Source organism: Pseudomonas sp. Tof1, from assembly GCF_055390395.1.
On the sequence record NZ_AP024344.1, the window covers coordinates 1,422,273 to 1,441,453 of the forward strand.

At 63.8% G+C, this 19,181-nt stretch carries 15 protein-coding genes and 1 pseudogene; 1 reads left to right on the forward strand and 15 read right to left on the reverse strand.

What is annotated here, in order from left to right:
* Window positions 1-15: 15 nt before the first annotated feature.
* Together gcvP and gcvH are read right to left on the reverse strand one after the other, a co-directional pair.
* Window positions 16-2,865: an aminomethyl-transferring glycine dehydrogenase gene (gene gcvP, locus ACZ5KU_RS06450; protein WP_464736928.1), complete on the reverse strand. Its 2,850-nt coding sequence runs from the start codon at window positions 2,863-2,865 to the stop codon at window positions 16-18.
* Window positions 2,866-2,874: 9 nt separating this feature from the next.
* A complete protein-coding gene (gene gcvH, locus ACZ5KU_RS06455) occupies window positions 2,875-3,252 on the reverse strand; it encodes a glycine cleavage system protein GcvH (RefSeq protein ID WP_054061041.1) in 378 nt (125 codons plus the stop codon).
* Between gcvH and ACZ5KU_RS06460 the strand changes: the two genes are divergently transcribed.
* Entirely contained in the window at window positions 3,251-3,538 is a 288-nt protein-coding gene (locus ACZ5KU_RS06460) for a hypothetical protein (RefSeq protein ID WP_054061040.1), read from the forward strand. The two genes, gcvH and ACZ5KU_RS06460, sit on opposite strands and share 2 nt — an antisense overlap.
* Window positions 3,539-3,647: 109 nt before the next feature.
* Here the strand turns inward: ACZ5KU_RS06460 and ACZ5KU_RS06465 are convergent.
* The 13 genes and pseudogenes from ACZ5KU_RS06465 to fdxA all read right to left on the reverse strand — a co-directional run bounded on the left by ACZ5KU_RS06465 (window position 3,648) and on the right by fdxA (window position 19,153).
* Window positions 3,648-5,155, reverse strand: a pseudogene (locus tag ACZ5KU_RS06465) (sigma-54-dependent transcriptional regulator).
* 92 nt (window positions 5,156-5,247) lie between these two features.
* Window positions 5,248-5,607: a DUF5064 family protein gene (locus tag ACZ5KU_RS06470; protein WP_054061038.1), complete on the reverse strand. Its 360-nt coding sequence runs from the start codon at window positions 5,605-5,607 to the stop codon at window positions 5,248-5,250.
* Between the two features lie 57 nt (window positions 5,608-5,664).
* Window positions 5,665-6,594 carry a carbamate kinase gene (gene arcC, locus ACZ5KU_RS06475; RefSeq protein ID WP_054061037.1) on the reverse strand — a complete coding sequence of 310 codons (930 nt, stop codon included), beginning with the start codon at window positions 6,592-6,594 and terminating at the stop codon, window positions 5,665-5,667.
* Window positions 6,595-6,701: 107 nt separating this feature from the next.
* Entirely contained in the window at window positions 6,702-7,712 is a 1,011-nt protein-coding gene (locus tag ACZ5KU_RS06480; protein ID WP_054061036.1) for an ornithine carbamoyltransferase, read from the reverse strand.
* A 185-nt stretch (window positions 7,713-7,897) separates the two neighbouring features.
* Entirely contained in the window at window positions 7,898-9,154 is a 1,257-nt protein-coding gene (arcA, locus tag ACZ5KU_RS06485; RefSeq protein WP_054061035.1) for an arginine deiminase, read from the reverse strand.
* A 31-nt stretch (window positions 9,155-9,185) separates the two neighbouring features.
* A complete protein-coding gene (gene arcD / locus ACZ5KU_RS06490; protein WP_416772047.1) occupies window positions 9,186-10,613 on the reverse strand; it encodes an arginine-ornithine antiporter in 1,428 nt (475 codons plus the stop codon).
* A gap of 321 nt (window positions 10,614-10,934) precedes the next feature.
* Window positions 10,935-12,284, reverse strand: a complete 1,350-nt coding sequence (locus ACZ5KU_RS06495; protein ID WP_054061945.1) for a CoA transferase — start codon at window positions 12,282-12,284, stop codon at window positions 10,935-10,937.
* Window positions 12,285-12,491: 207 nt separating this feature from the next.
* On the reverse strand, window positions 12,492-12,899 hold the full coding sequence (locus tag ACZ5KU_RS06500) for a YbaN family protein (RefSeq protein ID WP_054056822.1): 408 nt from the start codon (window positions 12,897-12,899) through the stop codon (window positions 12,492-12,494).
* A 196-nt stretch (window positions 12,900-13,095) separates the two neighbouring features.
* Entirely contained in the window at window positions 13,096-13,704 is a 609-nt protein-coding gene (locus ACZ5KU_RS06505; RefSeq protein WP_054056789.1) for a biliverdin-producing heme oxygenase, read from the reverse strand.
* Window positions 13,705-13,820: 116 nt separating this feature from the next.
* On the reverse strand, window positions 13,821-16,424 hold the full coding sequence (locus tag ACZ5KU_RS06510; protein ID WP_464736929.1) for a TonB-dependent receptor: 2,604 nt from the start codon (window positions 16,422-16,424) through the stop codon (window positions 13,821-13,823).
* A 115-nt stretch (window positions 16,425-16,539) separates the two neighbouring features.
* Window positions 16,540-17,514: a FecR family protein gene (locus ACZ5KU_RS06515; RefSeq protein WP_054056791.1), complete on the reverse strand. Its 975-nt coding sequence runs from the start codon at window positions 17,512-17,514 to the stop codon at window positions 16,540-16,542.
* Between the two features lie 93 nt (window positions 17,515-17,607).
* Window positions 17,608-18,126, reverse strand: a complete 519-nt coding sequence (locus tag ACZ5KU_RS06520) for an RNA polymerase sigma factor (protein ID WP_054056792.1) — start codon at window positions 18,124-18,126, stop codon at window positions 17,608-17,610.
* A 703-nt stretch (window positions 18,127-18,829) separates the two neighbouring features.
* A complete protein-coding gene (fdxA, locus tag ACZ5KU_RS06525) occupies window positions 18,830-19,153 on the reverse strand; it encodes a ferredoxin FdxA (protein WP_054061806.1) in 324 nt (107 codons plus the stop codon).
* Window positions 19,154-19,181: the final 28 nt, after the last annotated feature.

Genomic DNA, 19,181 nt, shown 5'->3' on the forward strand with positions numbered 1-19,181 from the left:
GGGTGAGTCATGTGATCAAGCGTAGTTCTCGATCGATGGGCAGGCGCAGACCAGGTTGCGGTCGCCGAACACGTTGTCGACGCGACCGACCGGCGGCCAGTACTTGCCTTCGACCAGCGATGCCACCGGGTAAACCGCCTGCTCGCGGCTGTACGGGTGCGCCCACTCGCCGACCAGTTCCGCCGCGGTGTGCGGGGCGTTCTTCAGCGGGTTGTCGTCCTTGTCCAGGCTGCCGTTTTCCACCGCGCGGATTTCCTCGCGGATGCGGATCATGGCGTCGCAGAAGCGGTCCAGTTCTTCTCTGGACTCACTTTCGGTCGGCTCGATCATCAGCGTGCCGGCGACCGGGAACGACATGGTCGGGGCGTGGAAACCGAAGTCGATCAGGCGCTTGGCGACGTCGTCGACGCTGATGCCGCTGCTGTCCTTCAGCGGGCGCAAGTCGAGGATGCACTCGTGGGCCACCAGGCCGTTGCTGCCGGTGTACAGCACCGGGTAGTGCTCTTCCAGGCGCCGGGAGATGTAGTTGGCATTGAGGATGGCCAGTTGCGAGGCGCGTTTGAGACCTTCGCCGCCCATCATCCGGATGTACATCCAGGTGATCGGCAGAATGCTTGCGCTGCCGAACGGTGCCGCGCAGACCGCGCCTTCCTTGCGCTCCATCACGCCATGGCCGGGCAGGAACGGCGCCAGGTGCGACTTCACGCCGATCGGGCCGACGCCCGGGCCGCCACCGCCGTGGGGGATGCAGAAGGTCTTGTGCAGGTTCAGGTGCGAGACGTCGCCGCCGAACTTGCCGGGGGCGCAGAGGCCGACCATCGCGTTCATGTTGGCACCGTCGATGTACACCTGGCCGCCGTTGTCGTGGACGATGCCGCAGATTTCGCGGATGCCTTCCTCGAACACGCCATGGGTCGACGGGTAGGTGATCATCAGCGCGGCGAGGTGTTCGCGGTGCTCGATGGCCTTGGCCCGCAGGTCCTCGATATCGACGTTGCCACGGGCATCGCAGGCGGTGACCACCACGCGCATGCCGGCCATGTGGGCGGTGGCCGGGTTGGTACCGTGGGCCGACGACGGGATCAGGCAGATATCGCGACGGCCTTCGCCGCGGCTCTGATGGTAGGCGCGGATCGCCAGCAGACCGGCGTACTCGCCCTGGGAGCCGGCGTTCGGCTGCAGGGAGACCGCGTCATAGCCGGTGGCGGCGCAGAGCATCGCTTCCAGTTCGTCGGTCAGTTGCTGGTAGCCGGCACTCTGTTCGGCCGGGGCGAAAGGGTGCAGGGCACCGAACTCGGCCCAGGTCACCGGGATCATCTCGCTGGCGGCGTTGAGCTTCATGGTGCACGAGCCCAGCGGGATCATGGTGCGGTCCAGGGCCAGGTCCTTGTCCGCCAGCCGGCGCAGGTAGCGCATCAGCTCGGTTTCCGAGTGGTAGCGGTTGAACACCGGGTGGCTGAGGATCGGCGACTGGCGAACCAGGGCTGCAGGGATACTGTCCTGGGCCGCGGTGGCGAGGGCGGCGAAGTCCGGCAGCGCCTTGCCCTCGGCCAGCAGGGCCCAGAGGGTTTCGACATCGGCCTGGCCGCAGGTTTCGTCCAGCGACAGGCCCAGGCGCTCGCCATCGACCACCCGCAGGTTGATCTGCTGCTCCCGGGCCTTGGCCAGCAGAGCCGCGGTCTGGGCACCGGTCTTGAGTGTCAGGGTGTCGAAAAAGCTGTTCTGCTCGACGGCCAGGCCCAGCGCGGCCAGGCCCTTGGCCAGGATCGCGGTCAGGCGGTGGGTACGCCGGGCGATCTGCGTCAGCCCCTTGGGACCGTGATACACGGCGTACATGCTGGCGATGTTGGCCAGCAGCACCTGGGCGGTGCAGATGTTGCTGGTGGCCTTCTCGCGGCGGATGTGTTGCTCGCGGGTCTGCATCGCCAGACGCAGGGCCGGCTTGCCGAAACGGTCCACCGAAACACCGACCAGGCGGCCGGGCATGTCGCGCTTGAACGCATCACGGGTGGAGAAGTAGGCCGCGTGCGGGCCGCCGAAGCCCAGCGGTACACCAAAGCGCTGGGCGCTGCCGATGGCGACATCGGCACCGAATTCGCCCGGCGGAGTCAGCAGGGTCAGCGCCAGCAGGTCGGCGGCGACCGCGACCAGGGCGTTGGCGGCGTGGAAGCGTTCGGTCAGTTCGCGATAGTCGAACAGATCGCCGTTGCTCGCCGGGTATTGCAGCAGTGCACCGAAGAAGCTGCTGACATCGCCCAGTGCGTGTTCGTCACCGACCACCACCTCGATGCCCAGCGGCTCGGCACGGGTGCGCAGCACGTCGAGGGTCTGCGGATGGCAGTGCACGGAAGCGAAGAAGGCGTGGCTGCCCTTGTTCTTGCTCAGGCGCTTGCAGAAGGTCATGGCTTCGGCGGCGGCGGTGGCCTCGTCGAGCAGCGAGGCGTTGGCGATCGGCAGGCCGGTGAGGTCGCTGATCAGGGTCTGGAAGTTCAGCAGCGCTTCCAGGCGGCCCTGGGAAATTTCCGGCTGGTAGGGGGTGTAGGCGGTGTACCAGGCCGGGTTCTCCAGCAGGTTGCGCAGGATCGGCGCCGGCGTGTGACAGTTGTAGTAGCCCTGGCCGATGTAGGTCTTGAACAACTGGTTCTGTGCGGCGATGGCCTTGATCGATGCCAGGGCATCGGCTTCGCTCTGGCCGGCCGGCAGGTCGAGGACGCTGGTGCCCTTGATGCTGTCGGGAATCACGCTGGCAGCCAGGGCTTCCAGGGAGTCGAAACCGAGGGTGGCGAGCATGGCGCGTTCGTCATCCTGGCGTGGGCCGATGTGACGGGCGATGAATTCGTTGGCGGTGCCGAGGTTGATGGTCATGGTGGTTCCTCAGGCCTGGGCTTCGATCAGGCGCTCGTAGGCGGCCTGATCCAGCAGTTGGCCGACAGCGGCGGCATCGGCGGGTTTGAAGCGGAAGAACCAGCCTTCGCCCAGCGGGTCTTCGTTGACCAGTTCCGGGCTGTCTTCCAGTGCCGGGTTGACCTCCAGCACTTCCCCGTCCAGAGGCATGTACACGCCGCTGGCGGCCTTGACCGATTCCACGGTGGCGGCTTCGGCGCCCTTGTCGTAGGCCTGCAGTTCCGGCAACTGGACGAATACGACATCACCGAGGGCGTTCTGGGCGAACGCCGTGATCCCGACCGTTACGCTGCCATCGGCTTCGGTACGCAGCCACTCGTGGTCTTCGGTAAAACGCAACTCGGTCATGGAAACACTCCTCAAGGGCCAGATTCGTCTGGTGGACGCTATTGAAGGCGAGGACTTCGCCCCGCTTGAATGGGACTCCCTTAGCAAGTTTGCGGCCAATCGGGTGAGGAGCTTGAAAATCAAGGGTTTGGCGCAGGTTTCGGCGCAGTTGCCGCGAATGGGCTGTAGTGAAATCGCTACAGTCTGGGCGGCCGAAAAAAGCGCAACGGGATCAAAGTCTTGTCAGAATGGGGAAGGCAGTCGTTGTAGCGAAATCGTTCCGCTGTATCGCTTTCAGTACAGATGAGTGTCGCTTCTGGAGTGGTCGCAGGGGATGGTTGTTCCCGGAGGTCGGCCGCTGGCCGCCTGCTGGTGTACCCCGCGGGTCGGTTTGCAGCCAGGGATAGGGTGGCGGTTCAGGGCTTGCCGGGAATCCCGTACTTGCGCAGGCGATGGGCAATCGCCGTGTGGGAGGTCTGCAGGCGGTTGGCCAACTGGCGGGTCGATGGGTATTGGGCGTAGAGCTTTTCCAGCAGGTTGCGCTCGAAATCCTCGACCGCCTGTTCCAGGCTTTCGATTTCGCCGTCGCTCTCGCGCGCCACGGAGGTGCCGGCGATGTCCAGGTCGCCGATATCCACCAGGCTGCCCTCGCAGATCGCCGCCGCGCGGAAGATCACGTTCTGCAACTGGCGGACGTTGCCCGGCCAGCGGTTGCCCAGCAGCGCCGGGTAGGTGCCGGGGGCGAGCCGGCACACCGGGCGCTGGATCTGCGTGCAGGCCTGCTGCATGAAGTAGCGCGCCAGCAGCAGGATATCCTGGCCGCGTTCGCGCAGCGGCGGCACCTCGACGTTGAGGACGTTGAGGCGGTAGAACAGGTCTTCGCGGAAGTTGCCTTCGCTGACCATCTTCTCCAGGTCGCGGTGGGTGGCGCTGATGATCCGCACATTGACCTTGATCTCGCGATCGCCCCCCACCCGGCGAAAGCTGCCGTCATTGAGAAAACGCAGCAGCTTGGCCTGCAGGTACGGCGACATCTCGCCGATTTCGTCGAGAAATACCGTGCCCTGGTTGGCCAGTTCCATCAGCCCCGGCTTGCCGCCGCGCTGGGCGCCGGTGAAGGCGCCGGGGGCATAGCCGAACAGTTCGCTCTCGGCGAGGCTTTCCGGGAGTGCCGCACAGTTCAGGGCGAGAAACGGCGCACCATGACGGGCGCTGATGGCATGGCAGGCACGGGCCACCAGTTCCTTGCCGGTACCGGTTTCGCCCTGGATCAGCAGGGGGGCATCGAGGGCCGCGACCCGCTGGGCCCGGCCTTGAGGGTACGGATCGGCGCCGACTCGCCGAGCAGCGAGTCGAAGCCTTCGGCATGATCGTGATGCAGCGCGGACAGGCGTTCACCGATCCGGCTGGGCTGGTACAGCGTCAGCAGGGCACCGGCATCGGTGATCGGCGTGGCATCGAGCAGCAGCGTCTGGCCATTGACGGTGATTTCCCGCAGCGGCAGGCGAAAGCCGTTCTCCAGCAGGGCATCCAGCAGGCCGGGGTCGGCGAACAGCCCGGCGACGCTTTCCCCCGCCGGCTCGCGGCCGTACAGGGCGACCATGGCCGGGTTGGCCAGCAGCACCACGCCCTGGCTGTCCAGCGCCAGCACCGGATCGGTCATGGCCGCGAGCAGGGCGTCGAGCTGCAGGTGCCGGCGTTGTCCGGGCAGGATGTCCACCACCGTGACCGCCTGAACGCCACGCACACTGAACAGGGCATCGCGCAGCTCTTCCAGCACTTGCGGGCTGAGGGTCGGTGCGTCGATATAGACGTTGGGTGGCACCATCTCCACCGCATCCAGGTTCAGGTTGCGCCCACCGAGCAGCGCCAGGACCTCCTGGGTGATGCCGACGCGGTCGATGAAGCTGACGTGGATACGCATGGGACGGGATACGGTTCCTGGCGAGAAGGGCGCAATTATGCCATCTCCGCCGCAGGCTTCCCACGCGCAATGCTCCGCACCAGCCGCGCGGGCTACTCGAGGTGTTCGGGCTTCATCGGATCGCCGGACTTCACATGCAGTTGCGCGCGCACATCCTCGAACATCTCGTCGTAGTACCGGTGCAGCGCGATGATGTTGGCGCTCTTGGGCATGCCGTGCTGCTGGGCGAGGCGGGTGGCGTGGCGGGCGAAGTCGAAGGCCTGGTCCTTGGCCAGGAAGAACGACTCGTCGAGCGGCTTGTCTTCGATGGTGCCGTGCAGCCGGAACTGCATGCCCTGGCCCTCGCGCGGATCCTGGGCGAGTTCGTAGTCGATGCACAGGTTGTAGCTGAAGTCATCCCTGTTCAGCGCGTGTCGCTCGATATGCAGGTGACCGGGCTCGAACTTGGCCATGGTGATGTCTCCTTACAAGGCGTGAGTAGGGCAGACCATGGCCTGCCCCGAAGGTTCTCATGAATAGACGATGCCGGGTTGGGCGGTACTGACCCGGGTGCCCGCTTTACCTTGGACGATAGCCTCGATATCCGCCAGCGAGCCGATCACCGCAACCTTGCCGGTCTGCCGGGCGAACTCGCAGGCGGCCTCGACTTTCGGGCCCATGGAGCCGGCGGCGAAGCCGAGTTTTTCCAGGTCGTCGGGGTGCGCCTGGGCGATCGCCTTCCGGGTCGGCTTGCCCCAGTCGACGAAGGCCGCGCTGACGTCGGTGGCGATCACCAGCAGGTCGCATTCCAGCTGCCGGGCCAGCAGCGCCGAACACAGGTCCTTGTCGATCACCGCCTCGATGCCTTGCAGCTTGCGGTTTTCGTCGTACATCGTCGGAATCCCGCCGCCGCCGGCGCAGATCACGATGCTGCCGTTTTCCAGCAGCCACTTGATCGGACGGATCTCGAAGATGCGCTTGGGTTTCGGGCTGGCGACCACCCGGCGGAACCGGTCGCCGTCGGGGGCGATGCTCCAGCCTTTTTCCGCGGCCAGCCGTTCGGCCTCTTCCCTGGTATAGACCGGGCCGATGGGTTTGCTCGGCTGCTGGAAGGCCGGGTCGCCGGGGTCGACCTCGACCTGGGTCAGCAGGGTGGCGAAGGGCACTTCGAAATCCAGCAGGTTGCCCAGTTCCTGTTCGATGATGTAGCCGATCATGCCCTCGGTTTCTGCGCCGAGGACATCCAGCGGGTAGGGCGAAACCTGGGTGTAGGCGGCCGCCTGCAATGACAGCAGACCGACCTGCGGCCCGTTGCCGTGGGCGATCACCAGTTGGTTGCCAGGGTGGATTTTCGCGATCTGTTCGGCAGCGATACGGATGTTGGCGCGTTGGTTGTCCGCGGTCATGGGTTCACCACGGCGCAGAAGGGCGTTGCCGCCCAGGGCTACGACGATACGCATGGTGCAGTCCTTCTTTGAGAGTCGTGTGGCCGGTTTTGGGGGGAGTGGGCTTGGCCGCCAAGGGCTTCGCGGCGGTGCGGCGTCCCGACAAGCCCGCTCCGGCAGGGTCAGATATCCGCCAACGCCGCCACCAGGATCGCCTTGATGGTGTGCATGCGGTTTTCCGCCTGTTCGAAGGCGATGTTGGCCGGCGACTCGAACACCTCCTCGGTGACCTCCACGCCATTGGCCAGGTGCGGGTAACGGGCAGCGATGTCCTTGCCGACCTTGGTCTCGCTGTTGTGGAACGCCGGCAGGCAGTGCATGAATTTGACCCGTGGATTGCCTGCGGCCTTCATCAGCCGGCTGTTGACCTGGTACGGCAGCAACTGCTCGATGCGTTCATCCCAGGCCTCCACCGGCTCGCCCATGGAGACCCACACGTCGGTGTGGATGAAATCCACGCCCTTGACCGCCGCCACGGGGTCCTCGGTGAGGGTGATGCGTGCGCCGCTGTCCTCGGCGAACGCCTGGCACTGGGCGATGAAGTCGGCATGGGGCCACAGCGCCTTCGGCGCGGCGATTCGCACGTCCATGCCGAGCTTGGCGCCGATCATCAGCAGTGAGTTGCCCATGTTGTAGCGGGCATCGCCCAGGTAGGCGTAGCTGATGTCATGCAGCGGCTTGTCGCTGTGCTCGCGCATGGTCAGCACGTCGGCGATCATCTGGGTCGGGTGGAACTCGGCGGTCAGGCCGTTGAACACCGGCACGCCGGCGAACCGGGCCAGTTCCTCGACGATCTCCTGTTCGAAGCCGCGGTACTCGATGGCGTCGAACATCCGTCCGAGGACGCGGGCCGTATCCTTCATGCTTTCCTTGTGGCCGATCTGCGATGACACCGGGTCGATGTAGGTGACGTGGGCGCCCTGGTCATGGGCCGCGACCTCGAAGGCACAGCGGGTGCGGGTCGAGGTCTTCTCGAAGATCAGCGCGATGTTCTTGCCCTTGAGGTGCGGCCGCTCGGTGCCGGTGTACTTGGCACGCTTGAGGTCGCGGGACAGGTCGAGCAGGTAGTGCAGCTCGCGGTTGGTGTGGTGCATCAAGCTCAGCAGGCTGCGGTTGCGCATGTTGAAAGCCATGTTGGGTATCTCCCTGGATATATCGGTTGTCGCCACGATCGGCCGGCCTTTCTCGCCCTTCTTGTAGGAGCCGGGCTTGCCCGCGAATAGGCCCTCAAGCCTGGCGCTGCCTAAACGGACGCCTTCGCGGGCAAGCCCTGCTCCTACAAGGGCCGGTGCCCTGGGGAACCGTGGCGGGTTGTCGGTCAGTAGTCGATGGGGTCGCGGATGATCGGGCAGGTCATGCAGTGACCGCCGCCACGGCCGCGGCCGAGTTCGCCGGCACTGATGGTGATGACCTCGACGCCGGCCTTGCGCAGCAGGGTGTTGGTGTAGGTGTTGCGGTCGTAACCGATCACCACGCCCGGCTCCACGGCGACCACGTTGTTGCCGTCATCCCACTGTTCCCGTTCGGCGGCGAAGCTGTTGCCGCCGGTCTCCACCACGCGCAGGGCCTTGAGGCCGAGGGCCTTGGCGACGGTGTCGAGGAAGCTGGTTTCCTCGCGGCGTACATCGATGCCGCCCGGCTTGCTCTCGTCGGGCCGCAGGCTGAAGGCGACGATCTGGTTCACCACTTCCGGGAAGACGGTCACCAGGTCGCGGTCGCAGAAGCTGAACACGGTGTCCAGGTGCATGGCCGCGCGGGACTTCGGCAGGCCGGCGACGATCACCCGTTCCACCGCCTTGTTCTTGAACAGGTTCAGCGCCAACTGGCCGATGGCCTGGCGCGAGGAACGCTCGCCCATGCCGATCAGGACCACGCCGTTGCCGATCGGCATCACGTCGCCGCCCTCTAGGGTGGCGTTACCGTGCTCCTGGTCCGGGTCGCCGTACCAGACCTGGAAGTCGGCGTTGACGAATTCCGGGTGGAATTTATAGATGGCCGTGGCCAGCAGGGTTTCCTGGCGGCGTGCCGGCCAGTACATCGGGTTGAGGGTGACCCCGCCGTAGATCCAGCAGGTGGTGTCCCGGGTGAACTGGGTATTGGGCAGTGGCGGCAGGATGAAGCTGGAGTGGCCGAGGAAGTCACGGAACATCTGGATGGTCTTGCCGCCGAAGCTGTCGGGCAAGTCGTCGGCCGATATCCCGCCGATGAGGAACTCGGCGGCCTTGCGGGGTTCCAGGCTGCGCAGCCACGAGCCGACTTCGTTGACCAGGCCGATTCCGACCTGATTGGCGGTGAGCTTGCGATCGAGAATCCAGTCCAGGGCTTCCGTCTGGCCGACGATGTCGGTCAGCAGATTGTGCATTTCCAGCACGTCGATATCGCGTTCGCGCATCTTGGTGACGAAGTCGAAGTGATCGCGCTTGGCCTGGGCGACCCAGAGCACATCGTCGAACAGCAGTTCGTCGCAGTTGTTCGGGGTCAGCCGCTGGTGGGCCAGGCCGGGGGAGCACACCATCACCTTGCGCAGTTTGCCGGCTTCGGAGTGGACGCCGTACTTCACTTTTTCCGTGGTCATTGCAGATCCTCCAGAGGGAACGAACAGGGGGTTACAGCGTCAGGAAGCCGTCGTACAGGCCGTAGGCGGCCAGCAGGGCGCCAGCGACCACTGCGGTGAAAATCAGCTTCTCGACGGGGGTGAAAATGGGTTTGCCCAGCTCGTGCTTGGCCTTGGCGAACAGGATCGCGCCCGGGGCGTAGAGCAGGGCGGACAGCAGCAGGTACTTCACCCCACCGGCGTACAGCAGCCAGATCGCGTAGAGCAGGGCGATGGCCGCGATGCACAGGTCCTTGCGGCGTTCGGCCGGGGCGTTTTCATAGGTTTCGCCACGTACCGCCAGCAGCACCGCATAGGCCGCCGACCACAGATAGGGCACCAGGATCATCGAGGTGGCGAGGTAGATCAGCGACAGGTAGGTACTGGCGGAAAACAGCGTGATGACCAGGAACACCTGGACCATGGCGTTGGTCAGCCAGAGGGCGTTGGCCGGCACGTGATTGGCGTTCTCGCGGCGCAGGAACGCCGGCATGGTGTGGTCGCGGGCGGCGGCGAACATGATCTCGGCGCACAGCAGCACCCACGACAACAGGGCCCCGAGCAGCGAGATGATCAGGCCGATGCTGATCAGCCGCGCGCCCCAGTGACCGACCACGTGCTCGAGCACGGCGGCCATGGACGGGTTCTGCAGCTTGGCCAGTTCCGGCTGGGTCATGATCCCCAGCGACAGCACGTTGACCAGCACCAGCAACAGCAGCACGGTGATGAAACCGATGACCGTTGCCTTGCCCACGTCCGAGCGTTTTTCCGCGCGGGAGGAGAAGATACTCGCGCCCTCGATGCCGATGAACACCCAGACGGTGACCAGCATCATGTTGCGCACCTGGTTCATCACGCTGCCCAGGTTCGGGTTGTTCAGGCCCCAGATGTCAGCGGTGAAAATGTCCAGCTTGAAGGCGAACAGCGCGATCAGTACGAACAGCAGCAACGGCACCACCTTGGCGACCGTGGTCACCAGGTTGATGAACGCTGCTTCCCGGATACCGCGCAACACCAGGAAGTGTACGGCCCACAGCAGCAACGAGGCGCCGACCACCGCCGCGACGGTATTGCCCTCGCCGAAGATCGGGAAGAAGTAGCCCAGGGTGCTGAACAGCAGGACGAAGTAGCCGACGTTGCCCAGCCAGGCGCTGATCCAGTAACCCCAGGCCGAGGAGAAACCCATGTAGTCGCCGAAACCGGCCTTGGCATAGGCGTAGACCCCGCCGTCCAGGTCCGGCTTGCGATTGGCCAGGGTCTGGAACACGAAGGCCAGGGTCAACATGCCCACGGCGGTAATCGCCCAGCCGATCAGGACCGCGCCGACATCGGCGCTGGCGGCCATGTTTTGTGGCAGGGAAAAGATTCCACCGCCGATCATCGAACCCACTACCAGGGCAACCAGGGCGCCCAAGCGTAGTTTTCCGGGAGACTCAGCCATTGCATGACTCCAGTTCAGGAGAAGTGAGGCTCCAGAGTAGGGATGCAGGTTGAGGCGGGAACTGATTCAGATCAGGTTATGGGTGTATCGGATCTTGAATGTCCAACTGCATTTAATTGCGCGGCTATTTATTTTAAGTAATTGATTTTTATTGATTTTTTTATGTTTTTTATGGGCTTGCCGGTCAGGCTTTGTCGCTAATTTGAAAGTTTGTGGCGCCATGAGTTGGAACAGGGTTAATGGTGTAGGACCTACATGTTTCTCAGCGACTGAAATAACTGGAAATAAAAAGGCTGGCCATATAATGGCCAGCCCTCGAAGTCACCACTGGGGTGGGTGCTTGCCCAATTTCGTGGCCGGCAACCGCCAATGCAACGGCGTGCCCTCGATGTTCAGTGGCGGGATCAGGCGATGCGCCGGCCCCCAGGCGGTGTACTCGACCCAGGTGCTACGGTCTCTGGAGGTTTCCCGACGCAGGGGCTGCGGGTCATGGGCCGTCCCCTGCTCCAGCAGCAGTTTCGCCGTGCGTGCCAGCGACAGCCTGGCCGAGCCGCCACGTCCGCTGTGCAGCCGTTCGGTCAACGCGCGGATCGCCGTGGCCGCCATCAGGTAGCCGGTGCCATGGTCCAGTGCTTGCACAGGCAGTGGCGTCGGCACCTGCGCCGGCTTCCAGTGCATGCCGGCCTGGGCGATGCCGCAGCTCATCTGCACCAGGCTGTCGAAGCCGCGGCGGTTGCGCCACGGCCCGCTCCAGCCATAGGCATTGAGGCTGACATCGATCAACCCGGGCGACAGTTGCCGACGGTGCTGCGCAGCGTAGCCCAGCCGTTCCAGTGCGTCGGCCCGATAGCCATGCAGCAGGATATCGGCCTCGCCCAGCAAGCGGTCGAACACCCGTCGGTCGGCGCTGTCGTGCAAGTCCAGGCGGGCGCAGCGTTTGCCCCGGGTGACTTCCGGGACCAGGCTCGGCTCCTCCCAATGGGGCGGATCGATTCGCAACACCTCGGCGCCGAGCCCGGCCAGCATGCGACTGGCGACGGGGCCGGCGAGGATGCGGGTCAGGTCGAGGACCCTGACTCCGGCCAGCGGCTGCGTGGTCGAGCCGCTCCAGGCCCGGGGGTGCGGATCGTCGTCGGTACTGCGCTGGATCAGTGCCTCGGCGTTGACCGCCAGTCCCTGGGGGTGGTTTTTCCAGTCGTCCCAGGTGCGCATTTCGGCAGCGCAGCCTCCGCTGTCGACGATCGCCTGCTCAAGCTCGCCCTTGTTCCAGCGGGCGACGAGCTCGGCCATCACCGCGCGGTCGCCGGCCGGCCCGAGTACCCGCTCGGCGGCGGCCCGATGATGCGGCGCGTTGGTGTGCAGGCGAATCCAGCCATCGGCGGTGGCGTAGTCGCCGGCAATCGGGTCCCAGGGCTCTGGCAGGTTCCAGCCGATGGGGCGCAGGGAGCTGGCGAACCAGAACGAGGCCAGGCGCCGGTCGACGCTGACTCCCGGGTTTTGTCCGGTCTGTTGCCGGAGCAGTTCGGCCACCGCTTCGCCCACGGCCGCCAGGCTGGCGCTGGCCAACTCGGTGACGGCAAAGGCCGAGGGCAGGGCACCGGATTCGGTGAAGTCTGGAGTCGAGGCGGGTAGCTCGAGTGCGGCTTGAATGGATGTCAGCAGATCGGTCATCGAAAGGCCCTCCATGAGTAGAATCATTGCAGCGCAAATATTCGCGGCTGTCGATTTTTGCAGGTCCCTTCCGACGATTGTGCGCTGGACGCGATGGCTGAATCGGATACTTCGCAGAATTGGCTGGGGGCTTGAGGGCCCATTCGCGGGCAAGCCCTGCTTCTACAGGAAGGCGGGGCGTACATCAGTGCGGGGCTTCGCTGCCTTTCAGGGCAGCTCGATGACCGGCAGGCGTTCGGGGCGGGACCAGATCCACAGGTTGCCGAGGGTCATGCCGGCAATGGCCAGGTACACCGGCCAGTGGTGTTCGAGCATCACCAGCATCAGCGTCGCGCACAGCAGCATGCTGACGGTGGCGCTGACCTTGGCCCGACGGGCGATGATCTTGCCGTTGCGCCAGTTGCTCAGGATCGGGCCGAACAGCCGGTGGTTCTCCAGCCAGGCGCTGAGCCGCGGCGAACTGCGGGTGGCGGCCCAGGCGGCCAGCAGGATGAACTCGGTGGTGGGCAGGCCGGGCACGACGATGGCGATCAGGCCGATGCCGAGGCTGACATAGGCAAGCACGCCGAACAGGAGGCGGCTGAGCTTGGAGGACGAGGGTGTTTTGCTGGTCATGGTCTCAATTGTGGTGCGCCGGGCGGCTTGGCTCAAGCCTGGTGTTTCATTCACGTCGGGGCCCTTCGCGGGCAAGCCCTGCTCCTACAGATGTACGCCGTATCCTGGAAGGATGTACGACTTATCTCTGTAGGAGCAGGGCTTGCCTGCGAAGAGGCCTTCGAAACCACCGAAGGTCTTGCAGGCAGACCCGTATTCAGGCCAGCTCAGGCGCCGATTCGTAGGCTTGTTCCAGCAGCACGGTAAAGCGTACGAACGCATCGATGGCTCCTTTCTCCACCGCCGCTTCCTCCTCGGCGCTGAACTCCAGGCCGTCCAGGGTCCTGATGAAGCTCTTCCAGCCCTCGGCACGGCCACCAGCCGGCTCGCCCAGGTGACGGGCACCGAAGGTTTCGCTCAGGCCCAGGCCTACGGCACGCTTGATCAGGAACGCGGCACCGAGCTTGGAACCTTCGGAGACGAAGATCCAGCCCAGGGCTTCGGCCTTGCTCGGGTGCTTCAGGGCACCGGCCACCGGCTCCGGGACTTCGGTATCCAGGTCCGCCAGGTCGGCCTTGGCCGCTTCGGCACGGCAGCGCGCCGGCAGGTCGGGGACGATGGCGATCAGTTCCGGGTCGTTGTACAGCGCCACCAGTTCCGACTGGAACAGATACTGGGCGACCACGAAACGGGCGAAATTGGCCTGGTTCTCGAACGGTGCGTGGGCCTTCACCAGTTGATCGAGCTTGCTGTGTGGCTCGTGGGTGATCTGGTTCAGACGCTGGGAGCGCAGGCTTGGGCGTTGGGTATTGTCCTGGGAGGTCATTGGGGAGTCCTTGGGAATGAGAGGCGCTTTCAGTTACTAGACGAACAAGGAGACGCGCCACAGTAAAAAAACCTCACCCCGCCGTCTGGCAGTGTGGCGGGGGAGGCGGCGGTCGGTCAGATATCCCAGATCAGGTTGACCGAGAAGTTGCGGCCCGGAGCGGTCAGACGGTCGAGGTTGGCCGGGCTGAGCACACCGGCTTCGCCCACGCCGTCGTAGCCACGTACGTCATCCCAGTTCCAGTACTTCTTGTCGGTCAGGTTGTACAGGCCGGCATTGACCGTCACGTCGTCGGTGACCTTGTAGAAGCCGGTCAGGTCGAATACGCCATAGCCCGGGGTCTTGAACTGCTTGCTGCTGGTCAGGCCGTCTGGCGCGTTGAAGGTGCTGTCGTCGACCCGGTCCTTGCGCTTGACCAGGGTCCAGCTCAGCAGTGCCCCGTACTTGTCCTGGTCGTAGCCCAGGCCGAACACGCCGGTGAGCGGGTTGACGCTGTTGATCGGTTCGCCACTGTCATCGTTGCGACCGTAGGCGTAGGACACCGAGCCCTGGGTGTAGAGCCCTTGCGGTGCGCCGAAGTGGTCCAGGTTCAGCCGTCCCTTGACCTCCGCGCCCTTGATGGTGGCGTGCTTGATGTTGTTGGTCTGGAACGTCAGCTCGCTGTAGCCGGGAGCGACCGCGTCTTCGTTGATGAAATCGCGATACTTGTTGTAGAACACCGCCACGTCGAAGGAGCCGGCCTCGAATCGACCGCGCAGGCCGGTTTCGTAGCTTTTGCTTTTTTCCGGCTCCAGGTTCGGGTTGGGTTCGACGTTATAGCCGGTGGTACCGTTCTGGAAGCGACCGTACAGGGCCTTGGCGGACGGGGTGCGGAAACCTTCGGCGTACTGGCCGTACCAGGTGTACTGGTCGGTCAGGGCGTAGGTCAGGCCGAACTTGGGCGAGACGCGGTGCCAGGTCTTGTTCGAACCATCGATCTGGCCACCGCCTGCGGCGGTGATGGTGTTGATGAATGCCTGGGTGATGTGCGGCTTGAGCTCGGTACGGTCGTAGCGCAGGCCGGGCAGGAAGGTCCACTGGTTCCAACTGATCTGGTCCTGGGCGAACAGCGAGTAGGTGTCGATGGTCGGATCGGGGAAATCGCTGGATTTCACCAGGCGATCCAGCGGGCTGTTGCCGCCGACCGCGGTGCAACCCTGGCCGGGTACGGTGCTCACCGCCAGACAGGTGCCACTGCCGCTACGCGAGCCGGTGACCTTTTGCTGCTTGATGGTGCTGCCGTAGGTCAGCAGGTGATCGGTTTCACCGAGGTTGAAGGCCTTGTCCGCCTGGGCGTCGAGTACCCATTGCTGCTCCTTGTAGACCGTGTCCCGGCTGCGCAGCACACGACGCACGAAGGGGAAGTAGTCTTCCAGGGTGCTTTCATCGGTCTTGGCGGTCTGATAATTCAGGCTCAGCTTGACGTGATCGGCCACGGCGCTGTCCAGACCGAAACTGTTCTCGATGCCAAAGCGTTCGCGGGTGACGGTATCGTTGCCGGTACGCGAACGGTACATGCCCACTCCCGTACCATTGCTGAACGGCCCACCCACGGCGCTGCGCTGGTTGGTGTCGATATCGCTCTTGTAGCGCTCGTAGGTCAGGCCCAGGCGCGAGTCATCGTTGTAGTTCCAGCCCAGCTTGGCCAGCACGTTGGTGGTGCGGTTGGTTTCCGGGTTGGCTTCGGTGCGTTTCAGGCCGGTGCCGCCGGTGTCGCCGTAGGACTCGGTTTCGCGGCCGTTGCGCTGGCTCAGGTGCAGCAGGCCATCGAAGTCGCCGGTACGGCCGGCGACGGTGCCGGAGGTCAGCCAGCTGTTGTCGGAGGAGCTGTAGCCGCTCTTAAGGCGGGCGCCGACGTCCTCGCCGGGCTTGATGATGTCGCTCGGATCGAGGGTGTAATAGCTGACTGCGCCACCGATGGCGTTGCTGCCGTAGAGCACCGACGCCGGGCCGCGGAGGATTTCCACGCGCTTGACGATTTCCGGGTCGACGTAGTTGCGGTGGGTCTGTGCATAGGGGCCATTGAAGAAACTGTCGGGAATCTCGACACCATCGACCTGGGTCAGGATGCGGTCGCCATCGATACCGCGGATGTTGTAGCCGCTGATACCGCCGCCGCGCAGGCCCGCGCCGCTGACGGAAACGCCCGGCTCATAGCGCACCAGTTGCTTGATGGTGTTGACGTTCTGCCGGTCGAGCTGCTGGCGGTCCTGCACAGTCACGGTGCTGGGGACCGAGGACACGTCCTGCTCCTGGCGGGTGGCGCTGATGGTCACCTGTTGCAGATTGAGCGTGGTGCCATTGGCCCGCTTTTCCAGGACGACGTTGTTGTCGCCGAGCTTGCGGTAGCTCAGGTTGGTGCCGGTCAGCAACTGCTCCAGGGCCTTTTCCGGGGGCAACGCACCGTGTACGCCAGGCGATGCCACGCCCTGGCCGAGCTCGGCGGGCAAGCCGACCTGCCAACCGGTCACCGCGGTGAACGCATTCAGCGCCGAAACCAGCGGCTGCTGGGCGATGGCGAAATTGTAGTTGGCGAGGCTGCGCGCCGGTTGCGTGGCGCCGCTGGCCGCCAGTACGGGTGTCGCCTGGGCGCCGGCGAGCAGCATGGCGGCGGTAAGCAGGGACAGGGTGCACTGTTGCAGGCCGCCACTGCGGGCCTTGGAGGTGAAACGAGTGGGCATCGATAGCGCTCCGATCTTCGAAACTTATAGTTGCGATGCGATTCGTTATGAGAATCACTTGCATTGGCTATGACGAGACGAATGATCGAGTGCTATCGAGTAAAAAAACTTTCGGTCAGTTGAGAATGACCAGCGCTGGGTACTCCGAGACCCTTGCGGAAGTGATGTGGGCCAGTGAGCGGAGCACGTCCAGCGGCTTGTCCAGGCGGTAGTTGCCGGTCACGGCGACCTTGTCCAACTGCTCGTTGTTGTTGACGATCCAGCCCGGGTAGTAGCGTCGCAGTTCGGCCAGCACCTGGCCCATCGGGCAATTCTCGAACACCAGGCGGCCCTGGATCCACGCCAGGTCCTTCTGTGCATCGAGTTTTTCCGGAGGCCCGAAACCATGCGGGCCGACCCGCACACTGCTGCCGGCGGACAGGCGCAGGCGGGCACTGTCGTCGCGGGTACGCAGGTCGACATCGCCGCGCTGTACCTGCACCTGCGCCTCACCGTCCAGGTAGCGCACGGCGAAGGCGGTATCCTGTACGCTGGCCTGGACCGGCCCGGCATCGATCTCCAGCGGATGTTCGCGCTGGCCGGATACCTCGAAGAACGCCTCGCCCTTGTACAGTCGGGCCAGGTGTTGCTGGTCGGTGAAACGGCTGGAGAACGCCGAGTTGGTGTTGAGCAGGACCTTCGAGCCGTCTTCCAGTTGCAGGTGCTGGCGCTCGCCGGCCACGGTCAGGTGATCGGCCTGCAGGCGCAGGGGCAGGTTGCCGTAGGTGCCGATGGCGATCAGCAGCACGGCGGCGGTTGCCAGCGGTTTCCAGTGTGGGCGCAGGCGCCGCAGCAGGGACGGTCGCCGGCGGGTGGTTGCCTGCAGCGCCTGGGCGGCGGCGATCACCGCTTGTGCGTTCCAGGCGCCACTGGCCCGGGCATAGGCCTGGGCATGGGCCGGATCGGCGGCAAGCCAGGCGTCGAATTCGGCGCGTTGCCCGGCTGTCGGGCATTCCATCACGATCAGCCAGTCCAGTGCCTGATCCATGGCGTCGTCTGGCAACACTGGCCGAGCGGCTGCGGGAGGTGGCTGGTTGGGGCTGTCCGTCACGGGTGTTCCTCGGCAATCGTTGTCACGGTTTGGTTCGGTGATCCGCCTCCCGTGGGCTGGCGGATCTTGTAGGTCTTGGCGCTGAGGGCAAGCTTAAGGGCGATCCAGGCGTTCGGCCACCCCGACACAGATGGCCATGATCAGTTTCAGGTCCTTCTGCACGGTGCTCAGGGACACTTCGAGGCGTTCGGCGATCTCCTGGTAACTGCAGCCATGTAGGCGGCTGAGAATGAAGATCTGCTGTTGGCGGGCAGTCAGTTGACCCAGGCTCACGCTCAGGCGCTCCAGCAATTGTTCGGCATGGGTGGCATCTTCCGGAGTACTCAAGGGGGCGACGACACTTTCCACCACCTCTAGCGGCACATCCTCCATCAGCGTGCGGGCCTGGATACGCCGTGCACGCAGGTGGTCGAGCGCGAGGTTGCGAGCGGTCTGGAACACGAAGGGTTCAAGATGATCGATGGAGCGTTCGCTCAGGGCACGGGTGACCCGCAGGTAGGTCTCCTGCAGCAGGTCCTCGGCGGTGCTGGGGTTCTGCACCATGCGTTGCAGCGTACGCAGCAACGTAAGCCGCTGGGTGAGGAAGACCTGGTTGAACTGGGATTGCGTCACGACGGCACCTGACGGGGTTATGCTAATGATAATAATTAGCATTTGACCTTTCGGTCAAGGGGCCGGTTTCCCGGTCCTCAGTTTGGAAGAGTCGCTGTCTTGCCCAAGTTGCATGAGCCTGCGTGGCGTGAGGTAGCTGAATATCTGAGTGCTGTTTTCTATACTAAGGATTGGTTTTGAGTATCGAGGTTTTTACCCGTGGAAAGTTTTCGGAGGGAGCCGGGTGACGAAGGCGTTACTTATTTTTGAGCGTTTTCGGGGTTCATTCCGACCTTCCGGAGCTGCGGAAGTTCTTTTTTGCTGGCTTGGCTGTGTAAGCCTTTACTTACGTGTTGCGTAAGCGATCGAGGATGAACACGGCAGCAGATTGCCGAGAAATCTGTTTAATTGATTGAAATATAAGTGCTTTTTAAAACTTCCAATGGATCCGAAAACTCTCTGTGTGCTTCTGGATCCACTTGCGGGCGATCTGAAAGTCATTAATATCAGCCCTGTGTCGACGGATAGACACGGCGATCATGGAAGATCGCTAAGAGGAACATCGCGGGATGCGATTCATCAGGATGATGAAAGGGAAAAAAGGGACTAGGGAAAAAATGTGGGCGGGTTACACCGCCCCTTTTTTTTGCCTGTAGAAAAGTGCTGGCCCTGGCCCAACAACGCAAAAAGGCCCGCAAGGGGCCTTTTCGGGAGTACGCAGGACTCAGCGTTCGAGATACTGCAACTTGTCCTTTTCGCCATCCCACTTCTCGGCGTCCGGCAGCGAATCCTTCTTCTCGGTGATGTTCGGCCAGATCTCGGCCAACTCGAGGTTCAATTCAATGAAGGTTTTCATTTCCTCCGGGACTTCATCTTCGGAGAAGATGGCCACGGCCGGGCATTCTGGCTCGCACAGTGCGCAATCGATGCACTCATCCGGGTGAATCACCAGGAAGTTCGGGCCTTCGTAAAAGCAGTCCACCGGACAGACTTCTACGCAGTCGGTGTACTTGCACTTGATGCAGTTGTCGGTGACGACGAAGGTCATTTCTAATTCTCTCCTCAGGCGGCGGCGG

Bases quoted from the DNA above. Each gene is read 5' to 3' on its own strand.
- gcvP (WP_464736928.1), bottom strand. From the start codon at position 2,865: ATGACCATCAACCTCGGCACCGCCAACGAATTCATCGCCCGTCACATC.
- ACZ5KU_RS06460 (WP_054061040.1), top strand. From the start codon at position 3,251: ATGGAAACACTCCTCAAGGGCCAGATTCGTCTGGTGGACGCTATTGAA.
- gcvH (WP_054061041.1), bottom strand. From the start codon at position 3,252: ATGACCGAGTTGCGTTTTACCGAAGACCACGAGTGGCTGCGTACCGAA.
- ACZ5KU_RS06470 (WP_054061038.1), bottom strand. From the start codon at position 5,607: ATGGCCAAGTTCGAGCCCGGTCACCTGCATATCGAGCGACACGCGCTG.
- arcC (WP_054061037.1), bottom strand. From the start codon at position 6,594: ATGCGTATCGTCGTAGCCCTGGGCGGCAACGCCCTTCTGCGCCGTGGT.
- ACZ5KU_RS06480 (WP_054061036.1), bottom strand. From the start codon at position 7,712: ATGGCTTTCAACATGCGCAACCGCAGCCTGCTGAGCTTGATGCACCAC.
- arcA (WP_054061035.1), bottom strand. From the start codon at position 9,154: ATGACCACGGAAAAAGTGAAGTACGGCGTCCACTCCGAAGCCGGCAAA.
- arcD (WP_416772047.1), bottom strand. From the start codon at position 10,613: ATGGCTGAGTCTCCCGGAAAACTACGCTTGGGCGCCCTGGTTGCCCTG.
- ACZ5KU_RS06495 (WP_054061945.1), bottom strand. From the start codon at position 12,284: ATGACCGATCTGCTGACATCCATTCAAGCCGCACTCGAGCTACCCGCC.
- ACZ5KU_RS06500 (WP_054056822.1), bottom strand. From the start codon at position 12,899: ATGACCAGCAAAACACCCTCGTCCTCCAAGCTCAGCCGCCTCCTGTTC.
- ACZ5KU_RS06505 (WP_054056789.1), bottom strand. From the start codon at position 13,704: ATGACCTCCCAGGACAATACCCAACGCCCAAGCCTGCGCTCCCAGCGT.
- ACZ5KU_RS06510 (WP_464736929.1), bottom strand. From the start codon at position 16,424: ATGCCCACTCGTTTCACCTCCAAGGCCCGCAGTGGCGGCCTGCAACAG.
- fdxA (WP_054061806.1), bottom strand. From the start codon at position 19,153: ATGACCTTCGTCGTCACCGACAACTGCATCAAGTGCAAGTACACCGAC.